Origin of the sequence: Clostridium sp. AM54-37XD, assembly GCF_003478225.1 — a bacterium.
Taxonomy (GTDB): Bacteria; Bacillota; Clostridia; order Lachnospirales; family Lachnospiraceae; genus Coprococcus; species Coprococcus ammoniilyticus.
Genome location: NZ_QUEV01000006.1, coordinates 47,261 through 71,665 on the forward strand (window position 1 = coordinate 47,261; position 24,405 = coordinate 71,665).

Annotated in this window: 23 protein-coding genes and 1 tRNA gene; all 24 read right to left on the reverse strand. The window is 41.7% G+C overall.

Annotation, left to right across the window (positions count from 1 at the left end; genetic code table 11):
* Positions 1-8: 8 nt before the first annotated feature.
* On the reverse strand, positions 9-1,373 hold the full coding sequence (locus DXA07_RS06970) for a PFL family protein (protein WP_008400880.1): 1,365 nt from the start codon (positions 1,371-1,373) through the stop codon (positions 9-11).
* A gap of 36 nt (positions 1,374-1,409) precedes the next feature.
* The gene (locus DXA07_RS06975; RefSeq protein ID WP_008400881.1) at positions 1,410-1,682 is read right to left on the reverse strand and encodes an ACT domain-containing protein; all 273 of its coding nucleotides are present in this window, start codon (positions 1,680-1,682) and stop codon (positions 1,410-1,412) included.
* Between the two features lie 116 nt (positions 1,683-1,798).
* Positions 1,799-2,602, reverse strand: coding sequence for an MBL fold metallo-hydrolase (locus DXA07_RS06980; RefSeq protein WP_118484004.1), 804 nt, complete (start codon positions 2,600-2,602; stop codon positions 1,799-1,801).
* Between the two features lie 86 nt (positions 2,603-2,688).
* On the reverse strand, positions 2,689-4,089 hold the full coding sequence (locus DXA07_RS06985) for an ASKHA domain-containing protein (protein ID WP_118484006.1): 1,401 nt from the start codon (positions 4,087-4,089) through the stop codon (positions 2,689-2,691).
* Positions 4,089-5,318: a threonine ammonia-lyase gene (ilvA, locus tag DXA07_RS06990; RefSeq protein ID WP_021943901.1), complete on the reverse strand. Its 1,230-nt coding sequence runs from the start codon at positions 5,316-5,318 to the stop codon at positions 4,089-4,091. Before ilvA ends, DXA07_RS06985 begins: the two co-directional genes overlap by 1 nt.
* A gap of 108 nt (positions 5,319-5,426) precedes the next feature.
* Positions 5,427-6,401 (reverse strand): signal recognition particle-docking protein FtsY, encoded by a 975-nt coding sequence (gene ftsY, locus DXA07_RS06995; protein WP_021943902.1) that lies wholly within the window; start codon positions 6,399-6,401, stop codon positions 5,427-5,429.
* A gap of 13 nt (positions 6,402-6,414) precedes the next feature.
* Positions 6,415-9,972 carry a chromosome segregation protein SMC gene (smc, locus tag DXA07_RS07000; protein WP_117822622.1) on the reverse strand — a complete coding sequence of 1,186 codons (3,558 nt, stop codon included), beginning with the start codon at positions 9,970-9,972 and terminating at the stop codon, positions 6,415-6,417.
* Positions 9,973-9,975: 3 nt separating this feature from the next.
* Positions 9,976-10,407 (reverse strand): putative dsRNA-binding protein, encoded by a 432-nt coding sequence (locus tag DXA07_RS14040; protein WP_348980784.1) that lies wholly within the window; start codon positions 10,405-10,407, stop codon positions 9,976-9,978.
* 35 nt (positions 10,408-10,442) lie between these two features.
* Complete coding sequence (locus DXA07_RS14045) at positions 10,443-10,556, reverse strand: ribonuclease III domain-containing protein (protein WP_348980793.1); 114 nt, start codon at positions 10,554-10,556, stop codon at positions 10,443-10,445.
* On the reverse strand, positions 10,544-10,666 hold the full coding sequence (locus DXA07_RS14050; protein ID WP_347475326.1) for a hypothetical protein: 123 nt from the start codon (positions 10,664-10,666) through the stop codon (positions 10,544-10,546). The genes DXA07_RS14045 and DXA07_RS14050 overlap by 13 nt, the downstream gene beginning before the upstream one ends.
* Positions 10,667-10,668: 2 nt before the next feature.
* A complete protein-coding gene (gene plsX / locus DXA07_RS07010) occupies positions 10,669-11,685 on the reverse strand; it encodes a phosphate acyltransferase PlsX (protein ID WP_118484008.1) in 1,017 nt (338 codons plus the stop codon).
* A gap of 235 nt (positions 11,686-11,920) precedes the next feature.
* Entirely contained in the window at positions 11,921-12,103 is a 183-nt protein-coding gene (rpmF, locus tag DXA07_RS07015) for a 50S ribosomal protein L32 (RefSeq protein ID WP_008400890.1), read from the reverse strand.
* A 13-nt stretch (positions 12,104-12,116) separates the two neighbouring features.
* Positions 12,117-12,632: a DUF177 domain-containing protein gene (locus tag DXA07_RS07020; protein WP_021943906.1), complete on the reverse strand. Its 516-nt coding sequence runs from the start codon at positions 12,630-12,632 to the stop codon at positions 12,117-12,119.
* A gap of 96 nt (positions 12,633-12,728) precedes the next feature.
* Positions 12,729-13,916, reverse strand: coding sequence for an acetate kinase (locus DXA07_RS07025; RefSeq protein WP_117807541.1), 1,188 nt, complete (start codon positions 13,914-13,916; stop codon positions 12,729-12,731).
* A gap of 112 nt (positions 13,917-14,028) precedes the next feature.
* Positions 14,029-14,712, reverse strand: coding sequence for a dephospho-CoA kinase (gene coaE, locus DXA07_RS07030; RefSeq protein WP_118484010.1), 684 nt, complete (start codon positions 14,710-14,712; stop codon positions 14,029-14,031).
* The gene (gene polA, locus DXA07_RS07035) at positions 14,699-17,335 is read right to left on the reverse strand and encodes a DNA polymerase I (protein ID WP_118484012.1); all 2,637 of its coding nucleotides are present in this window, start codon (positions 17,333-17,335) and stop codon (positions 14,699-14,701) included. Before polA ends, coaE begins: the two co-directional genes overlap by 14 nt.
* Positions 17,313-17,921 carry a zf-HC2 domain-containing protein gene (locus DXA07_RS07040; protein WP_117784828.1) on the reverse strand — a complete coding sequence of 203 codons (609 nt, stop codon included), beginning with the start codon at positions 17,919-17,921 and terminating at the stop codon, positions 17,313-17,315. Before DXA07_RS07040 ends, polA begins: the two co-directional genes overlap by 23 nt.
* 42 nt (positions 17,922-17,963) lie before the next feature.
* On the reverse strand, positions 17,964-18,461 hold the full coding sequence (greA, locus tag DXA07_RS07045) for a transcription elongation factor GreA (RefSeq protein ID WP_117807758.1): 498 nt from the start codon (positions 18,459-18,461) through the stop codon (positions 17,964-17,966).
* 137 nt (positions 18,462-18,598) lie between these two features.
* A complete protein-coding gene (gene ilvC / locus DXA07_RS07050; protein WP_008400897.1) occupies positions 18,599-19,621 on the reverse strand; it encodes a ketol-acid reductoisomerase in 1,023 nt (340 codons plus the stop codon).
* 91 nt (positions 19,622-19,712) lie between these two features.
* Positions 19,713-20,201, reverse strand: a complete 489-nt coding sequence (ilvN, locus tag DXA07_RS07055; RefSeq protein WP_008400899.1) for an acetolactate synthase small subunit — start codon at positions 20,199-20,201, stop codon at positions 19,713-19,715.
* 102 nt (positions 20,202-20,303) lie between these two features.
* Complete coding sequence (locus DXA07_RS07060; protein WP_118484014.1) at positions 20,304-22,727, reverse strand: homocysteine S-methyltransferase family protein; 2,424 nt, start codon at positions 22,725-22,727, stop codon at positions 20,304-20,306.
* Positions 22,720-23,205, reverse strand: a complete 486-nt coding sequence (gene rnhA / locus DXA07_RS07065) for a ribonuclease HI (RefSeq protein WP_118484016.1) — start codon at positions 23,203-23,205, stop codon at positions 22,720-22,722. The genes DXA07_RS07060 and rnhA overlap by 8 nt, the downstream gene beginning before the upstream one ends.
* Positions 23,206-23,292: 87 nt before the next feature.
* Positions 23,293-24,213, reverse strand: coding sequence for a purine-nucleoside phosphorylase (locus tag DXA07_RS07070; protein ID WP_243015423.1), 921 nt, complete (start codon positions 24,211-24,213; stop codon positions 23,293-23,295).
* Positions 24,214-24,239: 26 nt separating this feature from the next.
* A tRNA-Ser gene (locus DXA07_RS07075) sits at positions 24,240-24,326 on the reverse strand.
* Positions 24,327-24,405 lie beyond the last annotated feature (79 nt).

The window sequence follows — 24,405 nt, forward strand, 5'->3', positions numbered from 1 at the left end:
TATTTATATTAGTTCTTGAAACTGTGGATAGGTGCAGGGATTCTGCCTCCACGGTTGATAAATTTTTCACATGAAAACCGGTTGACCGGCATGATCGGTGCATAGCCAAGCAGTCCACCAAATTCAGCCTGATCACCAACGCCCTTGCCGATAACAGGGATCAGACGTACAGCCGTTGTCTTCTGATTGATCATACCGAGTGCCATCTCATCTGCAATGATACCGGAAATGGTAGCTGCTGATGTATCACCGGGAATTGCGATCATATCAAGTCCAACAGAACATACACAGGTCATTGCCTCTAATTTTTCAAGAGAAAGTGCACCTGCTGATACCGCATCGATCATACGCTGATCTTCACTGACAGGGATAAATGCACCACTTAAACCACCAACATAAGAAGAAGCCATAACACCGCCCTTCTTTACCTGATCATTTAATAAAGCAAGTGCTGCTGTAGTTCCCGGAGCACCGGCATATTCCAGACCAATCTCCTCAAGAATCTCACCAACACTGTCTCCGATTGCGGGTGTAGGTGCAAGTGACAAATCTACGATACCAAACGGAACACCGAGACGTTCGGATGCTTCCTTTGCAACAAGCTGTCCAACTCTTGTAACCTTAAATGCTGTCTTCTTGATCGTTTCACAGAGAACCTCAAAATTCTCACCACGAACTTCTTCCAATGCACTCTTAACAACACCGGGACCGCTGACGCCGACATTGATAACGCAATCGCCCTCTGTAACGCCATGGAATGCACCAGCCATAAACGGGTTATCATCCGGTGCATTACAGAATACTACGAACTTGCAGCATCCAAGGGAATCTTCCTCTTTTGTAAGCTCTGCTGTCTCTTTTACCATTTCACCGATCAGTTTTACAGCATCCATATCGATACCTGTCTTTGTAGAACCGACATTTACAGAGCTGCATACCTTACCGGTACATGCAAGTGCTTCCGGAATGGAACGGATCAGAAGTTCATCGGATGGAGTCATGCCCTTACATACAAGAGCGGAATAACCACCGATAAAGTTTACGCCTACGGCATCTGCAGCCTTATCCAATGTCTTTGCGATCGTTACATAATCATCTGTTGACTTACAAACAGAACTTCCGATCAATGCGATTGGTGTGATTGAGATTCTTTTATTTACGATCGGAATACCATATTTTCTTCCGATATCATTTCCGATAAATACAAGATCCTTTGCCTTTGTTGTGATCTTGGTGTAGATCTTCTCACAGGTTTCTCCTACATCCGCACCAACGCAGTCTAACAGGCTGATACCCATTGTGATCGTTCTGACATCCAGATTCATCTTGCTGATCATGGCATTGGTTTCAATTACTTCATTTATACTAATCATAGTGTGACCTCTTTTCGCCTTTTTCTATTCTAAATCTTAGATTCTGTGCATGGTTTCAAAGATTTTCTCATGCTGTACCTTAATCTGTACACCAATCTCATCGCCGATCTCTTTCAGTTCATTTGCGATAATTTCTGTTGACTTTGAAGATTCCTGTATATCAACGACCATCATCATATTGAAGTACCCGCCTACAATTGTCTGTGCAATATCAAGGATATTGACACTGTTCTCTGCAAGGTATACACAGACCTTTGCTGTGATTCCGATGCTGTCTTTACCAACTACTGTAATAATTCTTTTTTTCATGATGTATGTATCCTCCTATATATCACCATTTATTTGGTTTTATAATAAATTCTTTTGATATGCAAAAGAATCTTCTTCAAATAGTATTTTTATAATTGATGAACAATTCATTATCATTAATTTCCGGCTGTGAGCAAAGCACCGGGCCGATCGCGTCTCGCTACCTCAAGACCGAATTCCCTGACATCCGATGCATATTCATTATCTGAAAGCTCAAGCTTTACCGTCTCATATGCCAGTTCTTCAAAATTATTTTCCTTACTCAGGTGACCAAGCAGGATTGCTTTGATATGACTGTTTAACAATGCTTTTATTAACTGTCCGGAACGCTCGTTGGACAGATGTCCGCGGTTTCCCAGAATACGCTGCTTCAGATAATATGGATATGGTCCCGCCTGAAGCATCCGTATATCATGATTTGCTTCGATCACCATGATATCGGAATTCTTTAATTTATTTACAACATAGTCATCAAAATTCCCCATATCCGTTGCAATGGAAAATTTACTTTTTCCGTCACTGATACTGTAACATACCGGATCAGCGGCATCGTGCCAGATCGCTGATGCATCGATCGACAGATTGTTAATAATGAATGGTTCATCCGGTTCGATCTCATGAAACAAGCTGTCATCAATCGTTCCAACGGACGACATTTTCTTAATCTCAGAGATCGTTCCCCCTGTTGTATAGATCGGTATGCCATGCTTTCTCGCCATAACACCAAGTCCTTTTACATGATCAATATGCTCATGTGTTACAAGAATTCCATCCAAATCTGACGGTTTCCGGTCGATCTCATTTAATGCTGTTTCAATTTTCTTACCACTTACGCCTGCATCTACAAGCAGATGTGTCTCTTCGTTGCCTACATAATAGCAATTTCCACTGCTACCACTGGCAATACTCAGTAATTCCATATTCTACGCCTCAACTCTGCATCTCCAAAATGTATGAAAAAGCTTCCAGAATATCAGCTTACTCTATCTTTCATACTTATTCCGGTCTAATATATCCGAAACGGCAGATGCTCGATATATATTGTATTAAAATCCGAACGATTACTCAGATCCACATACCGGATCTTCTCTTTAAACCTGTTTATTGTATCAATAAAACCCGGTTCAATCAAGGACAAATATGCGCCCTCAAGTGAAGTATTGCCAAGAACCTTCATTTTCCCCTGAAAGCTCTGCGGGAATAGTCCCAGTGTTACTGCATTTGTCAAATTTAGATGGAATCCAAAGCCTCCTGCAATACAGACTTCAGCAATATCGGAAAGCTCAATACCGATCTCTCTTACAAGCATCATGATTCCTGAAAGAATTGCTGATTTTCCAAGCTGAAATGCCCGAATCGTCTCCATGTCAATCTTCATGTTGCTTCCCATCGAGATACCGGATTCAAAATACGGTTCCGCAAGCACTCCTTCCGCATCCATCTGTCCCCGTTTTAACAATAATGCCAGCATGTCAAATATATTCGAACCGAATACATTTGCTGTACGAAAACATCCTTCAAACGCTGAACCACAGGCAGCAGAGGTCGCCACTCCGTATTCCTTATTACAGAGAATGATCTCCCCGTTTGTTCCAAGATCAATCAGCATACGATATGAGAAATCCCGATCAATCTCTGCGGCAACTGCGCCTGCTGCAATATCTGCGCCGGAAAATGCAGCAATATTCGGCAGACAGATAACATCCGAAGCCGCATTCTCAAAAGATGGAGAAACGATAAAGTCATTCTGTTCTATCACCCGGATATCCGAATTCTTAAGTGTAAACGGATATCCAAACAGATTCTCTGTCGTAAGCCCTTCTGCGATCGAAAGCATCGTTGCATTTCCTGCCAGAACATATCTGCGGATATGATCTACAGCTTCCGGCGTATTTATAAGCATATGGTCAACACCCTTTTGAATATCCGAAAACAAAAGTGACCGCAGATGCTTAAGACCTTCCTTTGTATCTGCCGCTTGAATCCTCGCTACGACATCAGCACCTGTCGCGATCTGTGAGTTAAGCGTACTGAATGAGCATTTAACTGCTTTCTCATTCAGATCCACAAGCTCCATACCGATCGTAGTCGTACCGATGTCAATGGCAATGCCATATGCGGAAGTAACAGACTTCTTTCTCTGTTCGGTTGGCAGATTCATCTTATGCCCTGTAATACCGGTAAGCTGTTCTTCCTCCAGCCGTATCGAGATATCCCTATCTACAATGTACTGGCAGCTTTTTACAAAACTGCCAGTATCCTGATTCCATACCAGACACCGGTTACAGCGTCCTTTCATGCCGCAGTTTCCTGCGAAGACATATCCTGCCGCAGTCAGTACCTGATACAGATTATCTCCTTTATTACATTTGATCTGTTCTGTTCCGTTTACAGTTACATTTATCATTAATTATAAATTCCTGTTGTCATTTTTTCCTTTGGTCTGTAACCATGTTCTGCGAGCGTATTAATGATCAGCTGCTTATGTTCCGGACCAAATGCTTCCAGTGTGATCACAAGTTCAACTGCCGAATTACGGTTGATCGATACAAACTGGTTATGCTCCAGTTTGATGATATTTCCCTGTAAATCTGCAATAATCTTGGAAATATTCATCAATGCGCCCGGCTTATCCGGAAGCAAGGTTGAAACTGTGAAGATACGGCTTCTGGCAATCAGTCCGTGCTGTACTAAGGATGCAAATGTGATCATATCCATATTACCGCCACTTAAGATGCTGACAACCTTCTGTCCCTTCACATTCAGATGCTTTAAGGCTGCAACAGTAAGCAGACCGGAATTTTCAACCAGCATCTTATGATTTTCCAACATATCAAGGAAGCAGACGATCAGTTCATTGTCTTCTACTGTGATGATACCGTCCAGATTCTTCTGAATGTATGGGAAGATCTTTGATCCCGGAGTCTTAACTGCTGTACCATCTGCGATCGTGTCTACCATTGGAAGTGTCGTTACTTTCTTATTCTTCAAAGAAACCTGCATACAATTTGCGCCTGCGGGTTCTACACCGATCACTTTGATATTCGGATTCATCATCTTGGCCAGTGTAGATACACCGGTAGCCAGTCCGCCACCACCGATCGGAACAAGAATATAATCTACAAACGGAAGCTCCTTGATGATTTCCATTGCGACAGAGCCCTGTCCGGTTGCAACATCCAGATCATCGAATGGATGAATAAAGGTATAACCCTTATCTTCTGCAAGCTCTAATGCATATGCGCAGGATTCGTCGTATACATCTCCATATAAGATAACCTCTGCACCATATGATTTGGTGCGGTTTACTTTGATCAGAGGAGTTGACGATGGCATAACGATCGTTGCTTTTACCCCATATGCTTTTGCTGCATATGCAACACCCTGTGCATGATTTCCGGCCGATGCAGTGATCAGACCTTTCTGTCTTTCTTCGTCTGTCAGTGTACTGATCTTATAATATGCTCCACGGATCTTATACGCTCCGGTAAGCTGCATATTTTCCGGTTTAAAAAATACTTTATTTCCTGTCAGGTTGCTGTAATATTCGCTCTCTACCAGCTTTGTTGGTAAAACAACTTTTTTAATTATATTATATGCCTCTTCAAATTTTTCTAATGTAAGTTCTTCTGCCATTGTCAGTCTCCTTTTTCTGTATTTCATATTCAGACAGTTATTATCCACCATTGTCATTACTTTTTTATTTTCTAACAGTTACTAGAATAAACTGCACGATTTTCATAATTATAGATCAGCTTCATCCATAAGAATGTCAAGCTCGCTTCGGTCTTCGTCAAAGCCTGAGAACAGTGCTTCCACATATGCGGACGGATCAAAACGCTGTAAGTCGTCAATCTTCTCACCGATTCCGATAAATTTAACCGGAACATTCAATTCTGCCTGAATTGCAATCGCGATACCACCCTTGGCTGTACCGTCTAGCTTTGTGATCACGATACCATCAATCTCCGTTACATTGCTGAACTGTCTTGCCTGCTCTAATGCATTCTGTCCGGTCGTTCCATCTAACACGATCAAGGATTCTACATTTGCATCCGGATAATCTCTGGAAATGATGCGGCGCATCTTAGCCAGCTCATCCATCAGGTTCTTTTTATTATGAAGTCTTCCGGCTGTATCGATCAATAAAATATCGGTATTTCTTGCCTTTGCAGCAGATACCGCATCGTATACAACTGCCGCAGGATCTGCGCCCTCATTATGAGAGATCATCTCTACACCTGCACGATCCGCCCAGGTCTTTAACTGATCGATCGCGGCTGCACGGAATGTATCAGCGGCTGCGATCAGAACCTTTTTACCGCTCTTCTTATACTGGGCTGCCAGCTTACCGATCGTAGTTGTCTTACCGACACCATTTACACCGATCACAAGTATAACTGATTTTTTCTTTTCAAAATCATATGCACTTTCATCCACCATCATCTGATCTCTTATGATATTGATGATCAGTTCCTTGCATGCCGCAGGTTCTTTGATCCTGGCCTCCTTGACACGTTCTTTCAGGTTTTCGATCACCTTTTCCGTTGTCTCATATCCCATATCAGCCATGATGAATGTCTCTTCCAGTTCTTCATAAAAATCATCATCAATATGGGATGCTCCGAACACGGAAGAAAAACTGTCTACGATACTATTTCTTGTCTTACTGAGTCCTTCTTTTAATCGTTTGAAAAATCCCTTTTTTTCCTCAGCCATAGCTTGTACCTCCTTATTTGTCCAGATCGTTCTCGATCAGATTTACGGATACCAGAGTGGATACACCCTTTTCCTGCATCGTAATACCATACAGGATATCGGCTGCTTCCATGGTTCCCTTTCTATGTGAAATGACAATAAACTGTGTGTCCTTTGTCAATCGGTTCAGATACTGTGCAAATCGTCTTACATTTGAATCATCCAGTGCTGCTTCGATCTCGTCCAGCAAACAGAATGGTGATGGTTTCAGACTCTGGATCGCAAATAACAGTGCAATCGCTGTCAGTGACTTTTCACCACCGGAAAGCTGCATCATGTTCTGTAATTTCTTTCCCGGCGGCTGTGCAATGATACGGATACCGGTCTCTAAAAGATTGGTATCATCGACCAGTTCCAGTGCACCTCGTCCACCACCGAACAGCTCTTTAAAGACCTTGTCGAACATAACCTGGATCTCTTTGAACTTCGTATTGAACTGTTCCTGCATGGATACATTCAATTTCTCGATCACATCTAACAGATTCTTCTCTGCAAGAACGATATCATCATGCTGTCCCTTTAAAAACTCATATCGTTCTGATACTTCTTTATAGTCCTCGATCGCATTGACATTGACATCACCAAGTGATTTGATCTTTGCTTTTACTGCGGTGATCTCTTTCTTTAAGGATGAAAGATCGTTTAATTCCTCATCCCGGAACTCTGCCGCCATATTTAATGTCAATTCATATTCTGCCCACATATAATTTGACAGCTCATCCGACTTCTCCGTATTCTTCTCAATCGCTGAATCAAGCTTGAATACTGCCTTTTCCAGACCTGCGATCTTCTCGGATAATTCTTCCCGGATCGCAAAGAATTCTTTATGACTGGCTGTCATATCATCCCGTTCTTTATGATATGCTGCAAGCTGTTCTTCCTGATCAGATACTTCATCGGAATCTTTCTCGATCGTCTTACGGATCGCCTCTGCCTGTTCTTCTAACTTCGTGATATCTGTGCCTGTCGCCTGTACCTGTGTTATATAGGATGCCAGTTCTTCCTGTAATTTCTCATCATCCAGACGGATACGTCTTATATTCTCCTGAATAAAGTCATCCTTCTGTTTTACTGAGTTATATTCGATCAGTAATTCAGATACCTTCGTATTTGCCGCTGCAAGCTTGCTCTGTGCTTCGATAGCCTTGGCTTCCAGTTCCTTGATCATTTCTTCACACTGAACCTTGGCAGCTTCATGCTTCTTATTATTATCAGCAAGCTGATCTTTATTTGTATTAATCTCCGCTATCTGACTGTTCAACTCATTGATTTCTTTCTGGATCGATGCAAATGCTTTCTCAGACTCTGCAAGCTTGGATGCTACCTGCTCCATATTTAAAGACAACGTATTCTTCTCAAGATATGCCTGCTGAAGCCTTGTGTTTAAGCTCTCAATCTGCGCGCGGAGTGCATCTCTTGACGTTTTTAATTCTTCATCCAGTCCGGCTGCATCCTTTGCGATCAGATTTAACTCATCGATCTTTTCCCTGATCTCATCCAATTCTCTCTTTCGTCCAAGAAGATTACTGGAATTACGGAAAGCACCACCTGTCATTGATCCGCCCGGATTGATCAGTTCACCTTCGATCGTAACCAGTCTCAGAGACTGATTGTATTTTCTCGCAACTGCAAGTGCATGGTCGATGTTATCTACAACCACGATCCTGCCAAGCAGATTCTTAACGAGTCGATCAAATTTTGCATCTGCCTTTACCAGAGAAGAAGCGATACCGATCACCCCCTGTTCTGACAGAACTTCATTTCGAACCTGTCCACGGTCTGTGATCGTATTTAACGGAAGAAAAGTTGCACGACCATATTTGTTCTGTTTTAAGAACTGAATGATCTTCTTTGCCGTGCTGTCATCCTCCGTAACAATATTCTGAATGCTTCCGCCAAGTGCCGTCTCGACAGCAACCTCATACTTCTTATCTACATCGATTATATCAGCAACAACTCCAATAATGCCCGGATTGTTCTTTTTCTGCTCCATAACACGACGGATGCTGTTGCCATAGCCATCATAGCGTTCTGTAATATTCCGGAGTGCTTCCATCTTGGATCTGGTCGCTGATAATTCTTCGTTTGTATTATGTATCCGCTCACGATTGACTTTATTTCTGCTCTGATTTTCTTCCAGATCCTTTTCTGCAGTTTCGAGTTCCTTGATAATGCCGGATACATTCTGATCCAATACAGATAGCTTTGCCTGTAACTCATCATGTTCCTTCCGGTCGTTATTATCATCACTTTTAAATTGCAGATATCTCTGATTTAACTGGGTCTTACGGAAGTTGATGTTCTCAAGCATCGCATCATATCTTCCGACCTTCGCCTGAAGATTTCCACTCTCATGGATATATTCGATGATGTCGGATTTACATTCTTCGATCTTATCCTGACATTCATGGATATAGGCATCCAAGCGGCTGCTTTCTCCTTTTGCAGTATCCAGAGAACCGGAAATGGTTGAAACCTGATCTCCAAGGGCATCCTTTTGTCCTTGATAATTCTCCATCTCTTTCCGATCAGTTTCCCGCTGACGGCTGATCCTGTCGATCTGTTCCTGTATATTCTTATCATTCTGTCGGGAGTTCAAGATCTGCTGGTTGATAACGTTGATCTCACCTTCCAAACGTTCATTTTTTAACCGGAGCTCATGCACCTGATTCTTGGATGCATCGATTGCCTGATTGATCTCCTCTAACGCCTGCTCGATACGCTCATATTCTTCCTTTGTATGCTCCAGTTCTTCTTTATTCTGCGTGAGATCATTATTTAAGATTTCCCGATTCTCTGTATCTTTATCAAGAATCTCTTTTAAATGCTCCATTTCAAGGAAAAAAGCATTGATATCCAGTTTCTTCAGTTCGTCCTTAAACAACAGATATTTTCTCGCTGTTTCTGACTGCTTCTGTAATGGACCGACCTGCTTTTCCAACTCATATAAAATATCATTGACACGACTTAGATTGTCACGCTCTGCTTCTAATGATTTCTCGGCTGCCGCTTTGTTCTTTTTAAATTTTACGATTCCTGCCGCTTCATCGAACAGTTCCCGTCGTTCCTCCGGTTTACCATTTAAGATCTTCTCAATCTGACCCTGTCCGATAATGGAATATCCCTCTTTACCGATACCGGTATCAAAGAACAGCGAATTTACATCCTTTAAACGACTGACTGTGCCATTAATAAGATATTCACTTTCTCCCGAACGATACACACGTCTGGCAACCGTTACTTCATTATAATCAATCGGCAGATGATGATCACTGTTATCTAACGTGATCGCTACATAAGCAGAACCCTGTGGCTTACGAAGCTGTGTACCGGAGAAGATTACATCCTCCATCTTAGAGCCTCGGAGACTCTTTGCACTCTGTTCACCAAGTACCCAGCGGACAGCATCCGCTACGTTACTCTTTCCCGAACCATTCGGTCCAACGATACAGGTTATTCCATGATTGAATTTGAATACGATTTTATTTGCAAATGATTTGAAGCCGTTTACTTCAATACTTTTTAAATACATATATTAACCCTGCTTTTTCTTTATTTGTAACAGTGCATTATATGCTGCCGTCTGCTCCGAAGCCTTTCTGGATGCTCCTTCACCTGTTGCAACATGCTCCCCGTTAATGCACACCTCGGATACATAAGATTTATTATGATCCGGCCCCTTCTCCTCTAACAAGGCATAAGTAAGGGTTTTTTCTTCTTTCTGCGCAAGCTCCTGCAAGGTTGACTTGGCATCATAAAACAGTGAATGTGTCTCAACATCATCAAGTAAAAAACGGTGGACAAATTTCTTTGCCTCATCTAAGCCGCCATCCAGATAGATTGCACCGAGAACTGCCTCAAACAGATCACACATGATCGAGTTCCGATTTCTCCCTCCGGTCAGATCTTCTCCCCTGCTTAACAGAACATAATGTCCAAACTTTAGTTCCTTGGATATCTGAGACAAGGTAAATTCACATACCAGACTTGCTCGGAGCTTTGTTAATTTTCCTTCCGGGTATCCGGATAATTTTTATAAAGATATTCACTTACAACGAATTCCAGGATTGCATCCCCAAGGAATTCCGATCGTTCATAGGATTCTACTTTATTGATCTTCCGCTCATTTGCATAGGCTTATGTGTTAACGCTGTTACAAGCAGTTCCAGATCATGAAAGGTATACCCAATGATATCTTCTATATTATGAAATCGTTCTGTGTTCATAATTACTTCGCCACTTCTTTTCCAATATTCTCGGCAATTTTTTCATTTACACCATTTTCCTTGAAATTAATACACTGGAAAATAGCGCTCTTAACCTCTTCGTTATGAGAATTACCGTGGATCTTTACAACAAGGCCCTTTAAGCCAAGCAACGGTGCACCACCTTTGTTCTTCGCATTAAAACGTTCCTTCAAGCCATTCAATGAACTCTTGATCAGAAGTCCTCCGATCTTGGTTTTAAATGAAGACATAATCGTATTCTTGATCTCACCTAAAAGCATCTTTGCAAGACCTTCATACAACTTTAAGATAACATTTCCGACAAATGCTTCACAGACAATGACATCTGCTGCACCATTTGGAATCTCTCTTGCCTCGATACTTCCAACAAAATTAATGTCCTTACATTCTTTTAATAATGGATATGTCTCTTTTACAAGAGCATTTCCCTTTTCTTCTTCATCGCCGATATTTACGATTGCAACTCTTGGATTCTTTACATGCTCGATATTCTCCATATAGATAGAACCCATCTTGGCAAACTGTAGCAGATGCTCCGGTCTCGCATCGACATTCGCTCCACAATCGATCAGAAGGGAATAACCCTTTGATGTAGGAAGTAATGGCGCAAGTGGTGAACGCTTTACACCTTTGGAACGTCCGACTACCAACTGTCCACCTGCAAGGATCGCACCTGAGCTTCCGGCTGAAATAATCGCATCAGCTTCTCCGTTCTTTACCATATTCAGGCCAACCACCAGTGAAGAATCCTTCTTGCTTCTGACAGCCTGTACCGGGGCTTCATGACAGGTGATCTCCTCTGTTGCATTTACAGCCTCGATCTTTGACTGATCGTAAGTATATTTTGCAAGTTCCTTCTTTATTACATCTTCTTTACCGGTCAGTATTATCTGTGCCTTTGCGCCTTCATTGATCGCTTCTACTGCACCTCTTATGATCCACTCCGGTGCATAATCTCCACCCATGGCATCTACGACTACTCTTGTTACTTCGCTCATCTTATTCCTGCTTCCTTTCTATACCGGAACTATTCCGGCATTTCCATATTTCTTATTATACGAATCGGAGTCCAGACTCCTACGCAGACCAACCCCAGGGTTTGTCAGAATAGGACTCTGCTCTGACCGTATAAATGCACAAAGCTATTATATATTTTGCCTTTCTTAAAGTCAACAGGGGATATCGGTGCAAAAAAATAAAGCCTTCCGATCGCTCGGAAAGCTCTATTTATAATTACTCACCTACTGAGATAATCTCTTTCTTGTTGTATGAACCACAATTCTTACATACTCTATGTGGAACCATTAATTCGCCACACTTACTGCACTTTACTAATGCAGGAGCAGTCATCTTCCAGTTAGCTCTACGCTTATCTCTTCTGGCCTTTGAACTCTTATTCTTTGGACAAATTGACATTAATCACACCTCCTCAACCTTTCAAGATGTTTGCAAAAACTGATAATCTTGGATCCGGAACAAAATCATCACAATCACATGTTTCATGATTCAGATTTGCTCCACACACTTTGCACAGACCTTTGCAATCATCTTTGCATAATATCTGCATCGGGACTAAAGTCATTAGTTCCTTCTGTAAAAGCATGTCCATATTAATAATGTGATCTTCCAGATAATCTAATTCCTCGATCTCATCAACTTTATCTGTTTCAAAGATAGCCATATCGATCATCTCGTCTATGTCCACTTCAAAATCCTCTGTAATTTCATCCAGACAACGGTCACATAGCATCTTAAGTGTGACAACACAGCCGCCCTTAAGACTTGCTTTTCTCTTACCTTCATTTCTGGCGGTAAGATGAAAATCCTTTACATTATCGACTACATATACATTTCCGTTGAAAGAAAATTCCTTCAATTCAGATATAACATCGTAGTCTTTTACCTGTCCTTCTGTCGATAAAATCTCTGATAAATCAATTAACATAATATCTCCTAAAAATCGCACATTGGTTATTATACATATTTGAATACTCTTTGTCAACGATAAAATCACATATTTTTTGCCATATTTTCTTTTTCGTTACACTAAAGCAACAGTCTCTCTGGCAATCGCAAGCTCCTCATTTGTAGGAACTACAAATACCTTTACCTTGGAATCCGGTGTGGAGATCAGCTTTTCATCTCCCATAACCTTGTTTGCTTCCTGATCGATCGTGATACCCATGTATTCCATATCTGACATTGCAAGGTTTCTGACATATGGATTATTCTCACCGATACCGGCTGTAAATGCAATCGCATCTACTCCACCCATTGCTGCGGCATATGCACCGATATACTTCTTGACACCATATGCAAATACATCAAGTGCAAGACGACATCTGTCATTTCCTTCTTCCATACCCTTGCCGAGATCTCTGAAATCACTGAATCCACCGGAGAGACCATAAACACCGGACTTTTTATTTAAGATCGTATTGATCTCTTCGATATTCTTTCCTGTCTTGTTTGCAAGGAATTCGATAATGGCAGGATCGATATCACCGGATCTTGTTCCCATGATCACACCTGCAAGCGGTGTCAGACCCATGGTTGTATCTACTGATTTTCCACCCTTAACCGCTGTAATACTGGAACCATTGCCAAGATGACATACGATGATCTTTGTATCTTCGATATTTTTTCCAAGAAGCTCTGCTGTTCTCTTTGATACAAAGCTGTGGCTTGTGCCGTGGAAACCATATCTTCTAATCTTATAGTCTGTATAATATTCATAAGGAATACCATAGATATATGCTTTATCCGGCATTGTCTGATGAAACGCTGTATCAAATACACCGACATTCGGAACACCCGGCATCAGCTTCTGGCATGCACGAATCCCGATCAGGTTTGCCGGATTATGTAATGGCGCAAGATCGTTACATTCTTCAATCGCAGCAATTACTTCATCTGTAATCACAACAGACTTGGCAAATTTCTCACCACCATGTACGATTCTGTGACCTACCGCATCGATCTCGGACAGATCAGTGATCGCACCTGTCTCTTTATCTGTTAATGCTTCTAATACATAACTGACTGCTGCATTATGATCCGGCATAGGAAGATCCTTTGTATATTTCTCTTTTCCTGTCGTTGTATGGGTAAGTCTTCCATCTACAGCGATACGTTCACATAAGCCCTTTGCAAGAAGTTCTTCTGTATCAGAATCGATCAACTGATACTTCAATGATGAACTGCCACAGTTAATAACTAAAACCTTCATATTAAATATCCTCACTTTATATATTTTGTTCTGACCGGCACAACGCCTGTCGTATATAACATAATTTATTTATACAGTTATCTGCTTGAATCTTTATGTGTCAGACAACACATTATATTCTACATTCATCTAATATGTGCTTCAAGTCTTTTTTCGTATTTTCAATCGACCCGGAATTATCAATCTTATAATCGCAGGCTTCCAGATAAAAAGCTTCCGACTCCTGTGAATCGATAACCGCCTGCGCTCGTTCTTTGGTAAAGCCACGATATTCGCAGAGTCTGGATATCCGGACATCCAAGTCTGCATAGACATAGCACATCTTATCACAGATACTCTTATATCCATCCTGAATCAGCAAAGCAGCTTCAATCACGAACAGCTTTTTTCCGGCATCCTTCTGTTCCTCAATCCGGCGCAGGATTTCTTCTTTCACTAACGGATGTGAGATACTGTTCAGCAAAGCCAGCTTATCTTTATCGTGGAATACGATATCTCCAAGCTTCTTTCTATCAATCGAGCGGTTAACCGTTGATTGACCGTTGTCTGTCACTGCGTCCCCTTCAGCAGGTGCAGATATATCTATATCAGTATCCATCAAAACCTCCATACCAAATGCATCCACAATTCCCTGATAAACCGTTTTTCCGGGCTCCATCAACTCATGTGCCAGACGGTCTGCTTCTATTATATATGCATCATATTCTTCCTTTAATATCGTAAGAACTGCTGTCTTTCCGCAACCAATGCCTCCTGTTAGTCCAAGGATCAGCATCTCATCTTTATTTCGCATCATACCAGTTATCTCCTTCACTGATACCGATCTCAAGCGGTACTGCCATGTCGGCTGCACCCATCATTTCCTTTTCCATGATCTCTTTTACAATGTCAATCTCATCCTTTGCAGTCTCTACCAGAAGTTCATCATGGATCTGTAAGATCAGGCGGGATTTCAGTCCTCGTTTTTTCAGTTCCATATTCACACGGAACATAGCAATCTTAATAATATCTGCCGCTGTTCCCTGAATCGGCGAATTCATTGCAACACGTTCACCAAAGCTTCTGGTCATGAAGTTTGAAGACCGAAGCTCCGGTACAGGACGGATACGACCGAACATCGTCCGCACAACACCATCTGCTTTTGCTTCTTCCACCTGACGGTCAAGGAATGACTTTATATTCTTATAGGTTGCAAAATATTTCTCAATATAATCAGCCGCTTCTTTTCTGGATATTCCAAGATCCTCCGACAAACCAAATGCACTGATCCCATAAACAATACCGAAGTTAACTGCCTTTGCATTTCTTCTCTGCAAGGATGTTACCTGATCGATCGGAACATCGAACACCTCAGAAGCTGTCGTTGCATGGATATCTACATGATTCAGAAAGGCATTCTGCATAACCTGATCTCCGGACAAATGAGCAAGTACACGAAGTTCAATCTGAGAATAATCAGCATCTACAAATACATATCCATCCTCCGGAATAAATGCCTTTCGAATCAGTCTGCCAAGTTCCAGTTTCATAGGAATATTCTGGAGGTTCGGATCAGTCGAACTGATACGACCGGTCGCTGTGATCGTCTGGTTAAAGGTTCCGTGAATCCTGCCATCTTCTGATATATATGCCGTCAATCCCTGCGCATAAGTGGAATTCAGCTTTGTAAGCTGACGATATTCCAGTATCGCAGGTATGATTGGATGGTCATTCTTTATCTTTTCCAGCACATCAACGCTGGTGCTGTATCCGGTCTTGGTCTTCTTGCCACCGGAAAGTCCCATATCTTCAAATAAAATAACACCTAACTGTTTTGGCGAATTGATATTAAACTCTTTTCCTGCATAACCGATGATATCAGTATGCAGGTCGTCGATCCTGCTCTGCAGCTTTACGCTGTAATCATCCAAAGCTTTTCGGTCAACCCTGATTCCCCGGTGCTCCATATCATAAAGTGTATATACCGTTGGCATCTCGATCTCATTATAGAGGGTAAACATCTCCTGTTTTTCCAGATGTTCCATCAGAAGATCACCTACAAGATATGGGATCAACGCCTTATATGCAAATAATTTCTGAAAGGTTTCATTTGCAAAAGAGAACAGATTCAGTTCATCTTTTCCAACCAGTTCTTTTTCAGACGGCAGTGTTGCACCAAGATAATCCCTTGCGACCGCATCATAGGAATATACATCCTCCATCGGATTTAAGAGATATGCCGCTACACCGATATCATGCACCTTTGTATCACTCTCATCAAACGGAAAGACTGACAATGCATCCTTTAAATCCAGAATATCGATCTGCATACCGTTCCTGGTGGCTGATACTATATTCTCTGTCAGTCTGTCATGCTCCATTCCATTCAGATTCGACAAAATATAGACCTCTTTATCAGATATGGCAGCAGACAGCCCGAATAAGGTTCCATCCTTCCAGATTGGATATAAACCGATCTTATCTATATTTTTCATCTTATCGGCAAGAAAACCATCTATCTGCTCCGTTGTTTCAAGCAAGGTGATAACCGGATTGATCTCCGCCGTCTCTGTCACTGTGCCAAACTTTTTTAACAGACTGTTAAAGCCTAATCTTTTAAAAATCTTATATGAATCATCATTGAATAATGATTCGATCGTCATTTCATCCAGAGAAACATCCAGCTCGCAGTCCAATTTGATCGTTGCAAGATCCTTTGACATAACTGCAAGATCCATGTTCTCGGTCAGATTCTTCTGAACACGCGGAGGCTTTACCGTATCCAGATGATCCAGAATATTCTCCATGCTTCCGTATTCAATCATCAGCTTTGCCGCTGTCTTTTCTCCGATTCCCGGAACTCCGGGAATATTATCAGAGGTATCGCCCATAAGCCCCTTCATATCTATAAACTGAACCGGTGTAACACCATATGCCTCAACAACATCCTTTGCATAATAATTTTCTATCGTTGTGCCGCTTGCTTTTGTTTTTGGGATCCGCACAAGGATCGTATCTGTTGCAAGCTGCAGAAGATCTCTGTCACCCGATACAATCACAGTTGCATAGCCATTTCGTTCTGCCATCCTTGATATCGTACCAATGATATCATCTGCCTCATAACCGCCTTTTTCCACAATCGTGACATGCATAGCTGTAAGCACTTCTTTCATAAGTGGAACTTGTTCACGAAGTTCCTCCGGCATCGGCTTTCTGGTTCCTTTATATGCGCTGTATTTCAGATGACGGAATGTCGGTTCATGCACGTCAAATGCTACACACATATGATCCGGCTTTTCCTCGTCCATGATCTTAAATATAATATTAAGAAAACCAAGAACTGCATTTGTATGCAGTCCTTCATAGTTTGTGAGATCCGGCAGACCATAGAATGCACGGTTTAATATACTGTGTCCATCAATTAATAATATTTTCTTCATTTTCCAAATCGTCCTTCTCTGCCGTTTCTTCGGCGACTTCCAGATAGTTTTTGTGTGTCTGGTTATATCTCTTTATTTTATCCATAAACTGTACGTTTTTATCACTGGTTCCGGGAAGATCATCCTTTTTATATAAAATTTTCTCCAGATATTCGATCATATATTTATTGTCAAAAAACAGCTTTTCTCCAAAAGTATCACTATAATAATATTCTGTCTGCGATTTCTGTTTGGCATTCTGCTCATAATGATATACTTTTTCCAGAACTCCACTATATACCCATACAAGTCCGATCACAATTGCAGCCAGAACCAGAACGATTGTAGAGGTTGCAATTCGTTTAACGGCTGTCATACGTGTCATTTCTTCATCCAGCTTATCATCCAGTTCCTTTTTGAAGTTCGTAGAAAGATTTTCTTCATTGTCCAATTCTTTCATACCAACGATCAAGGTATAGTAGATTTCCAATTCTTCCGAACAGTTTTCACAATTTTTGACATGCTTAATAAACTCCTTCAATTCATCGTCCGGGAGTTTGTTCTCTATGAATGCCATGATCTTTGATTGTGCTTCCAAACATGTCATCTGACTGTCACCTTCTTCATCCTGTCCGTATATTTTTATCTTCTATCGAATATGATCCTGGGATTCATCGGTTGTCTTAACAATCTCCCGTATCACAATATGGAAAGGATCGCCCTTTCCCGGAACAACCTCTACACGGTCACCGACTTTATGACCAAGCAATGCTTTCCCCATCGGAGATATATTGCTGATAATACCATTTAATACATCTTCGCGGACTGTCGTTACGATACGATAAGTATCTTCTTCATCATCTTCTTCAAAATAAACACGAACAGTATTATTCAAACCTACTTCATCATCCGCTGACTCATCTTTTATGATCTCAGCAGTTCTTACCATACGATCCAGATAACGGATTCTTTTTTCATTCGCATTCTTATCCTTCTTCGCTGCATAATACTCGAAATTCTCACTCAGGTCACCCTGTGCTCTTGCTTCCTTTACAGCTTCCAGCTTTTCTTTTCGAACTACTACTTTTCTATATTCGATTTCTTCTTCCATTTTCTTGATGTCAGATTCTGTTAACTGATTAAACATAAAACCAACCACCCTGTTCACATTTTTGCTAACAGTATAGCACAAAACATTTTTGGATACAACAAAAGCAGATCTTACGTCCGAAAACATAAAATCTGCTCCTGTTATTATATAAAATAAAATATATCTACTTCAGATTAGTTGTTGATGAGCTTGTCTTCACCATTCCAGCTGTACAGCTTTCTGATGCTCTCGCCAACGATCTCTGATGGATGCTCAGCAGCTTTCTTTCTCATAGCCTTAAAGTGAACCTGACGTCCTGCAGGTGACATATCAAGTAAGAATTCCTTAGCAAATGTACCATCCTGAATATCAGAAAGAACTTTCTTCATAGCCTTCTTTGTATCTTCTGTAATGATCTTAGGACCTGTTACATAATCACCATACTCAGCAGTATTTGAGATAGAATATCTCATTCCCTTGAAGCCTGACTGGTAGATCAGATCTACGATCAGCTTCATCTCATGAATACACTCAAAGTATGCATTTCTTGGATCGTAACCGGCTTCGCAAAGTGTCTCGAAACCAGCCTGCATAAGTGCACATACACCACCGCAAAGAACTGCCTGCTCACCAAAGAGGTCTGTCTCTGTCTCTGTTCTGAATGTTGTCTCAAGAACGCCAGCACGAGCTCCGCCGATACCAAGTGCATAAGCTAATGCTCTGTCAAGAGCCTTTCCTGTGTAATCCTGCTCTACAGCTACAAGACAAGGTGTACCCTTTCCTGCCTGATACTCAGAACGTACTGTGTGACCAGGTGCCTTAGGAGCGATCATGGTTACATCAACATTCTTAGGTGGAACAATTGTTCCGAAGTGGATATTGAAACCATGAGCAAACATTAACATATTGCCTTCTTCAAGGTTTGGCTCGATATCGTTCTTGTACATATCAGCCTGTAACTCATCATTAATAAGAATCATGATAATGTCTGCTTTCTTAGCAGCTTCTGCAGCTGTATATACTTCAAATCCCTGTGCTTCAGCCTTTGCCCAAGACTTGCTTCCTTCATAAAGACCGATAATTACGTTACAGCCTGATTCCTTTAAGTTAAGGGCATGTGCATGTCCCTGTGAACCATAACCGATAATAGCGATTGTCTGTCCGTCCAGTAATGATAAATTACAGTCTTCCTGATAATAAATTTTTGCTTCTGCCATTATTTTGTCCTCCTGATATAAATGACTTCTTTATAATAATTAACTGCATAATTGCAATCAATCTATCAATAGTTAACTAAGGTGCGCATGATTAATCCTGACGCTGACCTCTCACCAGTCCTGTCAGACCAGTACGAACCAGTTCAATGATCTCAAATCCATCTAACAGTCCGAGAAATGCTTCACACTTCGAGGTTGCACCTGTTAGCTCAATGATCATGGAACCTTTTGAAACATCAACGATGTTTGCTCGGAATATATTTGCAATGGACATGATATCCTGACGGGTATCCTTATCACTTCTCACCTTTACGAGTACAAGCTCTCTGCATACTGATTTGCCCGGCTCCAGTTCAACGATCTCTACGACATCCTCGAGCTTATTCAACTGTTTCTTGATCTGGCTCAGACTTGCATTATCTCCGCTTACTGCTACAGTCATTCTGGAATATGCAGGATTCTCCGTAACACCTACCGTAACGCTGTCGATATTATAACCTCTGCGGCTGAATAAACCTGAAACTCTGCTCAGTACACCTGATGTATTATCTACAAGAAGTGACAAAACTATATTATCCATCAATAAGTACCACCTTTCAAACCTATGAAACGGCTGTATAATCAATACAGCACAAATCCTTGTTTTATTATAGTTATCTTGTCAATTATTGTCAACGAAGAATTACTCAATACCAAGCAATCTTTTTACAACCTGAACACATTCTGCCGCATCCTCTGAATAACCATCTGCATGAATCTCCTCAGCAAAGCTCTCTGTGATAACAGCTCCACCGATAACGACCTTAATATCCAGATTTTTTGCTTTTACCAGTTCCACGACATCCACCATTTTCATCATAGTTGTTGTCATCAGTGCCGAAAGTCCGATGACCTTGGCATCATTTTCTATGGCTGCATCAACGATCACATCCGCAGGTACATCCTTTCCAAGATCGATAACCGGGAATCCGTAGTTTCGAAGCATCAAGACAACCAGATTCTTTCCGATATCATGGATATCTCCCTCTACGGTAGCAACCACGATCGCAGGCATTGACTTTCCATCATCCTCCCGTACGATAAGTGGTGTGATATGATTGATCGCAAGCTCCATCGTCTCTGCGCTGGCGATTAACTGTGGCAGAAAGTATTTTTTCTGTTCAAATAATTTTCCAACACGGTTAATTGCCGGAATCAGCTCATCATCAATAATCTTCTGCGGATCTATCCCCTGTTCCAGTTCTTTTTTGACATCTTCTGTAATATTTCTTTTATTTCCTTTTACAACATCTGTGTAGATAACACTTTTTTCTTTTTCATCCTCCTGACTGCCTCCATTCTGTACAGGTGCAGCCGTTGTGATCCCGAGAGGTTTTACATTCTGGATATACCGGATATCTCCTTCGTCTTTGTTAAGAAGCATATCCGATGCATATGCCATATTCATAAGCATGGTCTGTGACGGATTTGCAATTGCCATCGTAAGACCATTCTGGATCGCCATCGTAAGAAAAGCTGCATTTACAAACATACGCTCCGGCAATCCAAATGAGATATTCGAAAGTCCGCATATCGTAGCAAGCCCCATATCATGACAATAACGGATTGTTTTCAGGCAGTTGACAGCAGCAGCTTTCTCTGCTCCGACTGTTGCAACCAGACCATCGACCACAACATCCTCTTTCTGAAAGCCCATCTTATAAGCAGCATCCAGAACTGTATGTATAATACTTTCTTTTTCATCACTGTCCTTTGGAAGTCCCTCATCAGAAAGCGGAAGCAGAATGAACATCGCACCATATTTTCTGACCAACGGAAGGATCTCCTGCATTTTTACCTTTTCCAGAGATACAGAATTCACAAGTGCACGTCCCGGATAGATACGAAGTGCCGCTTCGATAACAGCAGGGTTACTGGAATCAATACATAACGGAAGATTCACTGCCTGTGACACCTCATATACAACCCTTACCATCATTTCTTTCTCATCAATACCATTCATGCCGACATTGATATCAAGAATTGATGCCCCCTTTTCCATCTGTTCTTCTGCCATCGTCATAACAGTATCGAGAACTCCTTCCCGAAGCTCCGCCTGCAGTTTCTTCTTACCGGTTGGATTGATTCGTTCTCCAACTACCATAAAAGAACCATCTAAGTTGATCTGTCTTGTCATGCGTTCTGATGATAGCAAACGTTCTTTCTTGTCTGATATCTCAGGAATATCCATTGTCTTTGCCATATCGGAAAGTGCTTTGATATGGGCAGGAGTTGTTCCGCAGCAGCCGCCGACCATACCGGCTCCTGCTTCTATGATCATCTTCATATCTTCTGCAAAGGTTTCCGGTGTCATGGCATATACACTTTTACCATCCACAAGTTCAGGCATACCGGCATTCGGCTTCGCAAATACGGGGACAAATGCTACCTCTTTCATGGCAGCCACAAGCTCTGTCATCTTGTCCGGTCCTGTGGAACAGTTTACACCTATTGCATCCACGCCAAGATTCTGTAATACATTGACCGCGGTTACCGGATCCGTTCCATACAAGGTTCTTCCGTCCTCGTTAAATGTAAGGCTCGCCATGATAGGGAGATCACAGATCTCATTTGCAGCGATCACAGCAGCTCTGGTTTCGGCAAGGCTCATCATTGTTTCTACAACAAGAAGATCACAGCCTGCCTCAACAAGAACTTTGATCTGTTCTTTATAGATATCAACCAGCTCTTCAAACTGAAGTTTTCCCATCGGATACAGCATCTCACCTGTCATGGTAAGATCACCTGCGACATAACCATGCCCGCACTCGGCAACGGCCTGCTTTGACAGAGCTACCAGATCCATATTCATCTGATAGAGATCAGTTTCCAATCCATATTCACGAAGTTTTAAACGATTACAGGTAAATGTCGGAGCATATAAGATATCTGTGCCTGCATTCAGATACGACGTCTGAAGTTCCAGCATAACTTCTTTGTGCTCCAGTATGTATTTTTCCGGACATACACCAAGTGGCATGCCTGCATTCATCAGATTTGTTCCGGTTGCTCCATCTAAGATCAGTATTTTCTCATTGAACAGTTGTCTAAATTCGTGTTTATTCATTCGTTATCACACCTTCGTCGTCTATTTTGTTATCTCCGTCTGCCGCTGTCGTTGCAAGCTGATCACATCGTTCATTCATCGGATGTCCTGCATGTCCCTTTACCCAGTGAAAGGTTACTGTATGCGGCTCTTTTGCTTTTAACAACCGTTCCCACAGATCCCGGTTCTTTACCGGTTCATTCTTGCCACGTTTCCAGCCCTTCTTGATCCAGCCCCATATCCAGCCTTCATTAAATGCCTTTACAAGATACTGGGAATCTGAATATAATTCCACATTACAGGGTTTTATCAATGCTTCTAAACCAACAATAGCTGCCATAAGCTCCATGCGGTTATTTGTAGTCTTATTATAGCCCTGTGAAAATTCCCGTTCATGGAGCGTTCCTTTTCCATCAATAAACCGGATAACCGTACCATATCCGCCCGGTCCGTCCGGATTTCCTCTCGCTGCACCATCTGTATATATCTTTACATCCATTCTTTTCGCACCTCATATCTATTCTAATTAATCCATATCCGCTTATAAATGACTGATTATCACTTTTCATCAAATGATCGGAATATTTTATTCTATGCCATCACTATAACTTTCGATCAATTCTGTAAGGAGTCTGCTCATTTTATCAGACATCTCCTTACTGCGATCCAGAATATCCTCATGCTTTAATTCAGCACCAAGTCCTGCCGCTTTATTTGAAATTGCCGAAAAACCGGATACCCGGATTCCCATATGGCAGGCCGCGATTGCCTCACATGCTGTACTCATACCAACCGCATCTGCGCCAAGCATATGAAACATCCGTATCTCGGCCGGCGTCTCATATTGAGGTCCTGATGTCTGAAGATAAGTACCTTCCACAGTATGAAGTCCCATTCTCTCAAATATTTTCCTGCTTATCTGTATTTTTTCTTCGTCATATATATGGCTCATATCCGGAAATCTGACACCAAACTTGTCTATATTCCTTCCAATCAATGGAGATGGAACAAAGCTTGATATCTGATCCGAAATGATCATGATATCTCCCGGTACCAGCTCTTCACTGATTCCTCCTGCCGCATTGGTAAGAATCAGCCACCGTATTCCAAGAAGCCCCATCAGCCGGATCGGTTTCACGACATCCTGCATGGAATATCCCTCATAGTAATGAACTCTGCCCTGCATGACAACAATCGCTTTTCCACAGGAATAACCAAATATAAATCGTCCCTTATGGCCGGCAACTGTCGAAACAGGGAAGCCCGGAACCTCTTTATAATTAATATACACCGGATCATCCATGGTAAATGCATCACCCAGTCCGCTTCCAAGTACGATCCCTATCTCCGGCTTCATCTTTATTTTACCAGTGATATAACGAACAGCCTCATCATACATAAATAACATCTCCTTATCCCAGTGCCGCAGCTCACCTGTACCCAGTCTCTGAAATACATAATTCTGATTTTCCACATATATCCATATGGTAAAAAAGCTGACACCCATCTGAATGTCAGCTTATTTTCATAAAACGGAGATAGAGAGATTTGAACTCTCGCGCCGGTTGCCCGACCTACCGCTTTTCGAGAGCGGACCCTTCAGCCACTTGGTATATCTCCTTTTCCTATGACTTTGCTATAATACCATTAATACACAAAATATACAACTATTTTTTATTTGTAAAATACGATTTCGCCT

What these genes read in the sequence shown, in the direction of transcription:
- rpmF (WP_008400890.1), bottom strand. Translation starts at nt 12,103, where the DNA reads ATGTCAATTTGTCCAAAGAATAAGAGTTCAAAGGCCAGAAGAGATAAG.
- DXA07_RS07040 (WP_117784828.1), bottom strand. Translation starts at nt 17,921, where the DNA reads ATGACATGTTTGGAAGCACAATCAAAGATCATGGCATTCATAGAGAAC.
- DXA07_RS06980 (WP_118484004.1), bottom strand. Translation starts at nt 2,602, where the DNA reads ATGGAATTACTGAGTATTGCCAGTGGTAGCAGTGGAAATTGCTATTAT.
- ftsY (WP_021943902.1), bottom strand. Translation starts at nt 6,401, where the DNA reads ATGGCTGAGGAAAAAAAGGGATTTTTCAAACGATTAAAAGAAGGACTC.
- ilvA (WP_021943901.1), bottom strand. Translation starts at nt 5,318, where the DNA reads ATGGCAGAAGAACTTACATTAGAAAAATTTGAAGAGGCATATAATATA.
- plsX (WP_118484008.1), bottom strand. Translation starts at nt 11,685, where the DNA reads ATGAGCGAAGTAACAAGAGTAGTCGTAGATGCCATGGGTGGAGATTAT.
- DXA07_RS07020 (WP_021943906.1), bottom strand. Translation starts at nt 12,632, where the DNA reads ATGTTAATTGATTTATCAGAGATTTTATCGACAGAAGGACAGGTAAAA.
- DXA07_RS07060 (WP_118484014.1), bottom strand. Translation starts at nt 22,727, where the DNA reads ATGAATAAACACGAATTTAGACAACTGTTCAATGAGAAAATACTGATC.
- DXA07_RS07070 (WP_243015423.1), bottom strand. Translation starts at nt 24,213, where the DNA reads ATGGGTGTCAGCTTTTTTACCATATGGATATATGTGGAAAATCAGAAT.
- DXA07_RS06985 (WP_118484006.1), bottom strand. Translation starts at nt 4,089, where the DNA reads ATGATAAATGTAACTGTAAACGGAACAGAACAGATCAAATGTAATAAA.
- ilvC (WP_008400897.1), bottom strand. Translation starts at nt 19,621, where the DNA reads ATGGCAGAAGCAAAAATTTATTATCAGGAAGACTGTAATTTATCATTA.
- smc (WP_117822622.1), bottom strand. Translation starts at nt 9,972, where the DNA reads ATGTATTTAAAAAGTATTGAAGTAAACGGCTTCAAATCATTTGCAAAT.
- DXA07_RS14050 (WP_347475326.1), bottom strand. Translation starts at nt 10,666, where the DNA reads ATGAACACAGAACGATTTCATAATATAGAAGATATCATTGGGTATACC.
- DXA07_RS06970 (WP_008400880.1), bottom strand. Translation starts at nt 1,373, where the DNA reads ATGATTAGTATAAATGAAGTAATTGAAACCAATGCCATGATCAGCAAG.
- DXA07_RS06975 (WP_008400881.1), bottom strand. Translation starts at nt 1,682, where the DNA reads ATGAAAAAAAGAATTATTACAGTAGTTGGTAAAGACAGCATCGGAATC.
- DXA07_RS07025 (WP_117807541.1), bottom strand. Translation starts at nt 13,916, where the DNA reads ATGAAGGTTTTAGTTATTAACTGTGGCAGTTCATCATTGAAGTATCAG.
- polA (WP_118484012.1), bottom strand. Translation starts at nt 17,335, where the DNA reads ATGAAGAAAATATTATTAATTGATGGACACAGTATATTAAACCGTGCA.
- rnhA (WP_118484016.1), bottom strand. Translation starts at nt 23,205, where the DNA reads ATGGATGTAAAGATATATACAGATGGTGCAGCGAGAGGAAATCCGGAC.
- greA (WP_117807758.1), bottom strand. Translation starts at nt 18,461, where the DNA reads ATGTTTAATCAGTTAACAGAATCTGACATCAAGAAAATGGAAGAAGAA.
- coaE (WP_118484010.1), bottom strand. Translation starts at nt 14,712, where the DNA reads ATGATGCGAAATAAAGATGAGATGCTGATCCTTGGACTAACAGGAGGC.
- ilvN (WP_008400899.1), bottom strand. Translation starts at nt 20,201, where the DNA reads ATGGATAATATAGTTTTGTCACTTCTTGTAGATAATACATCAGGTGTA.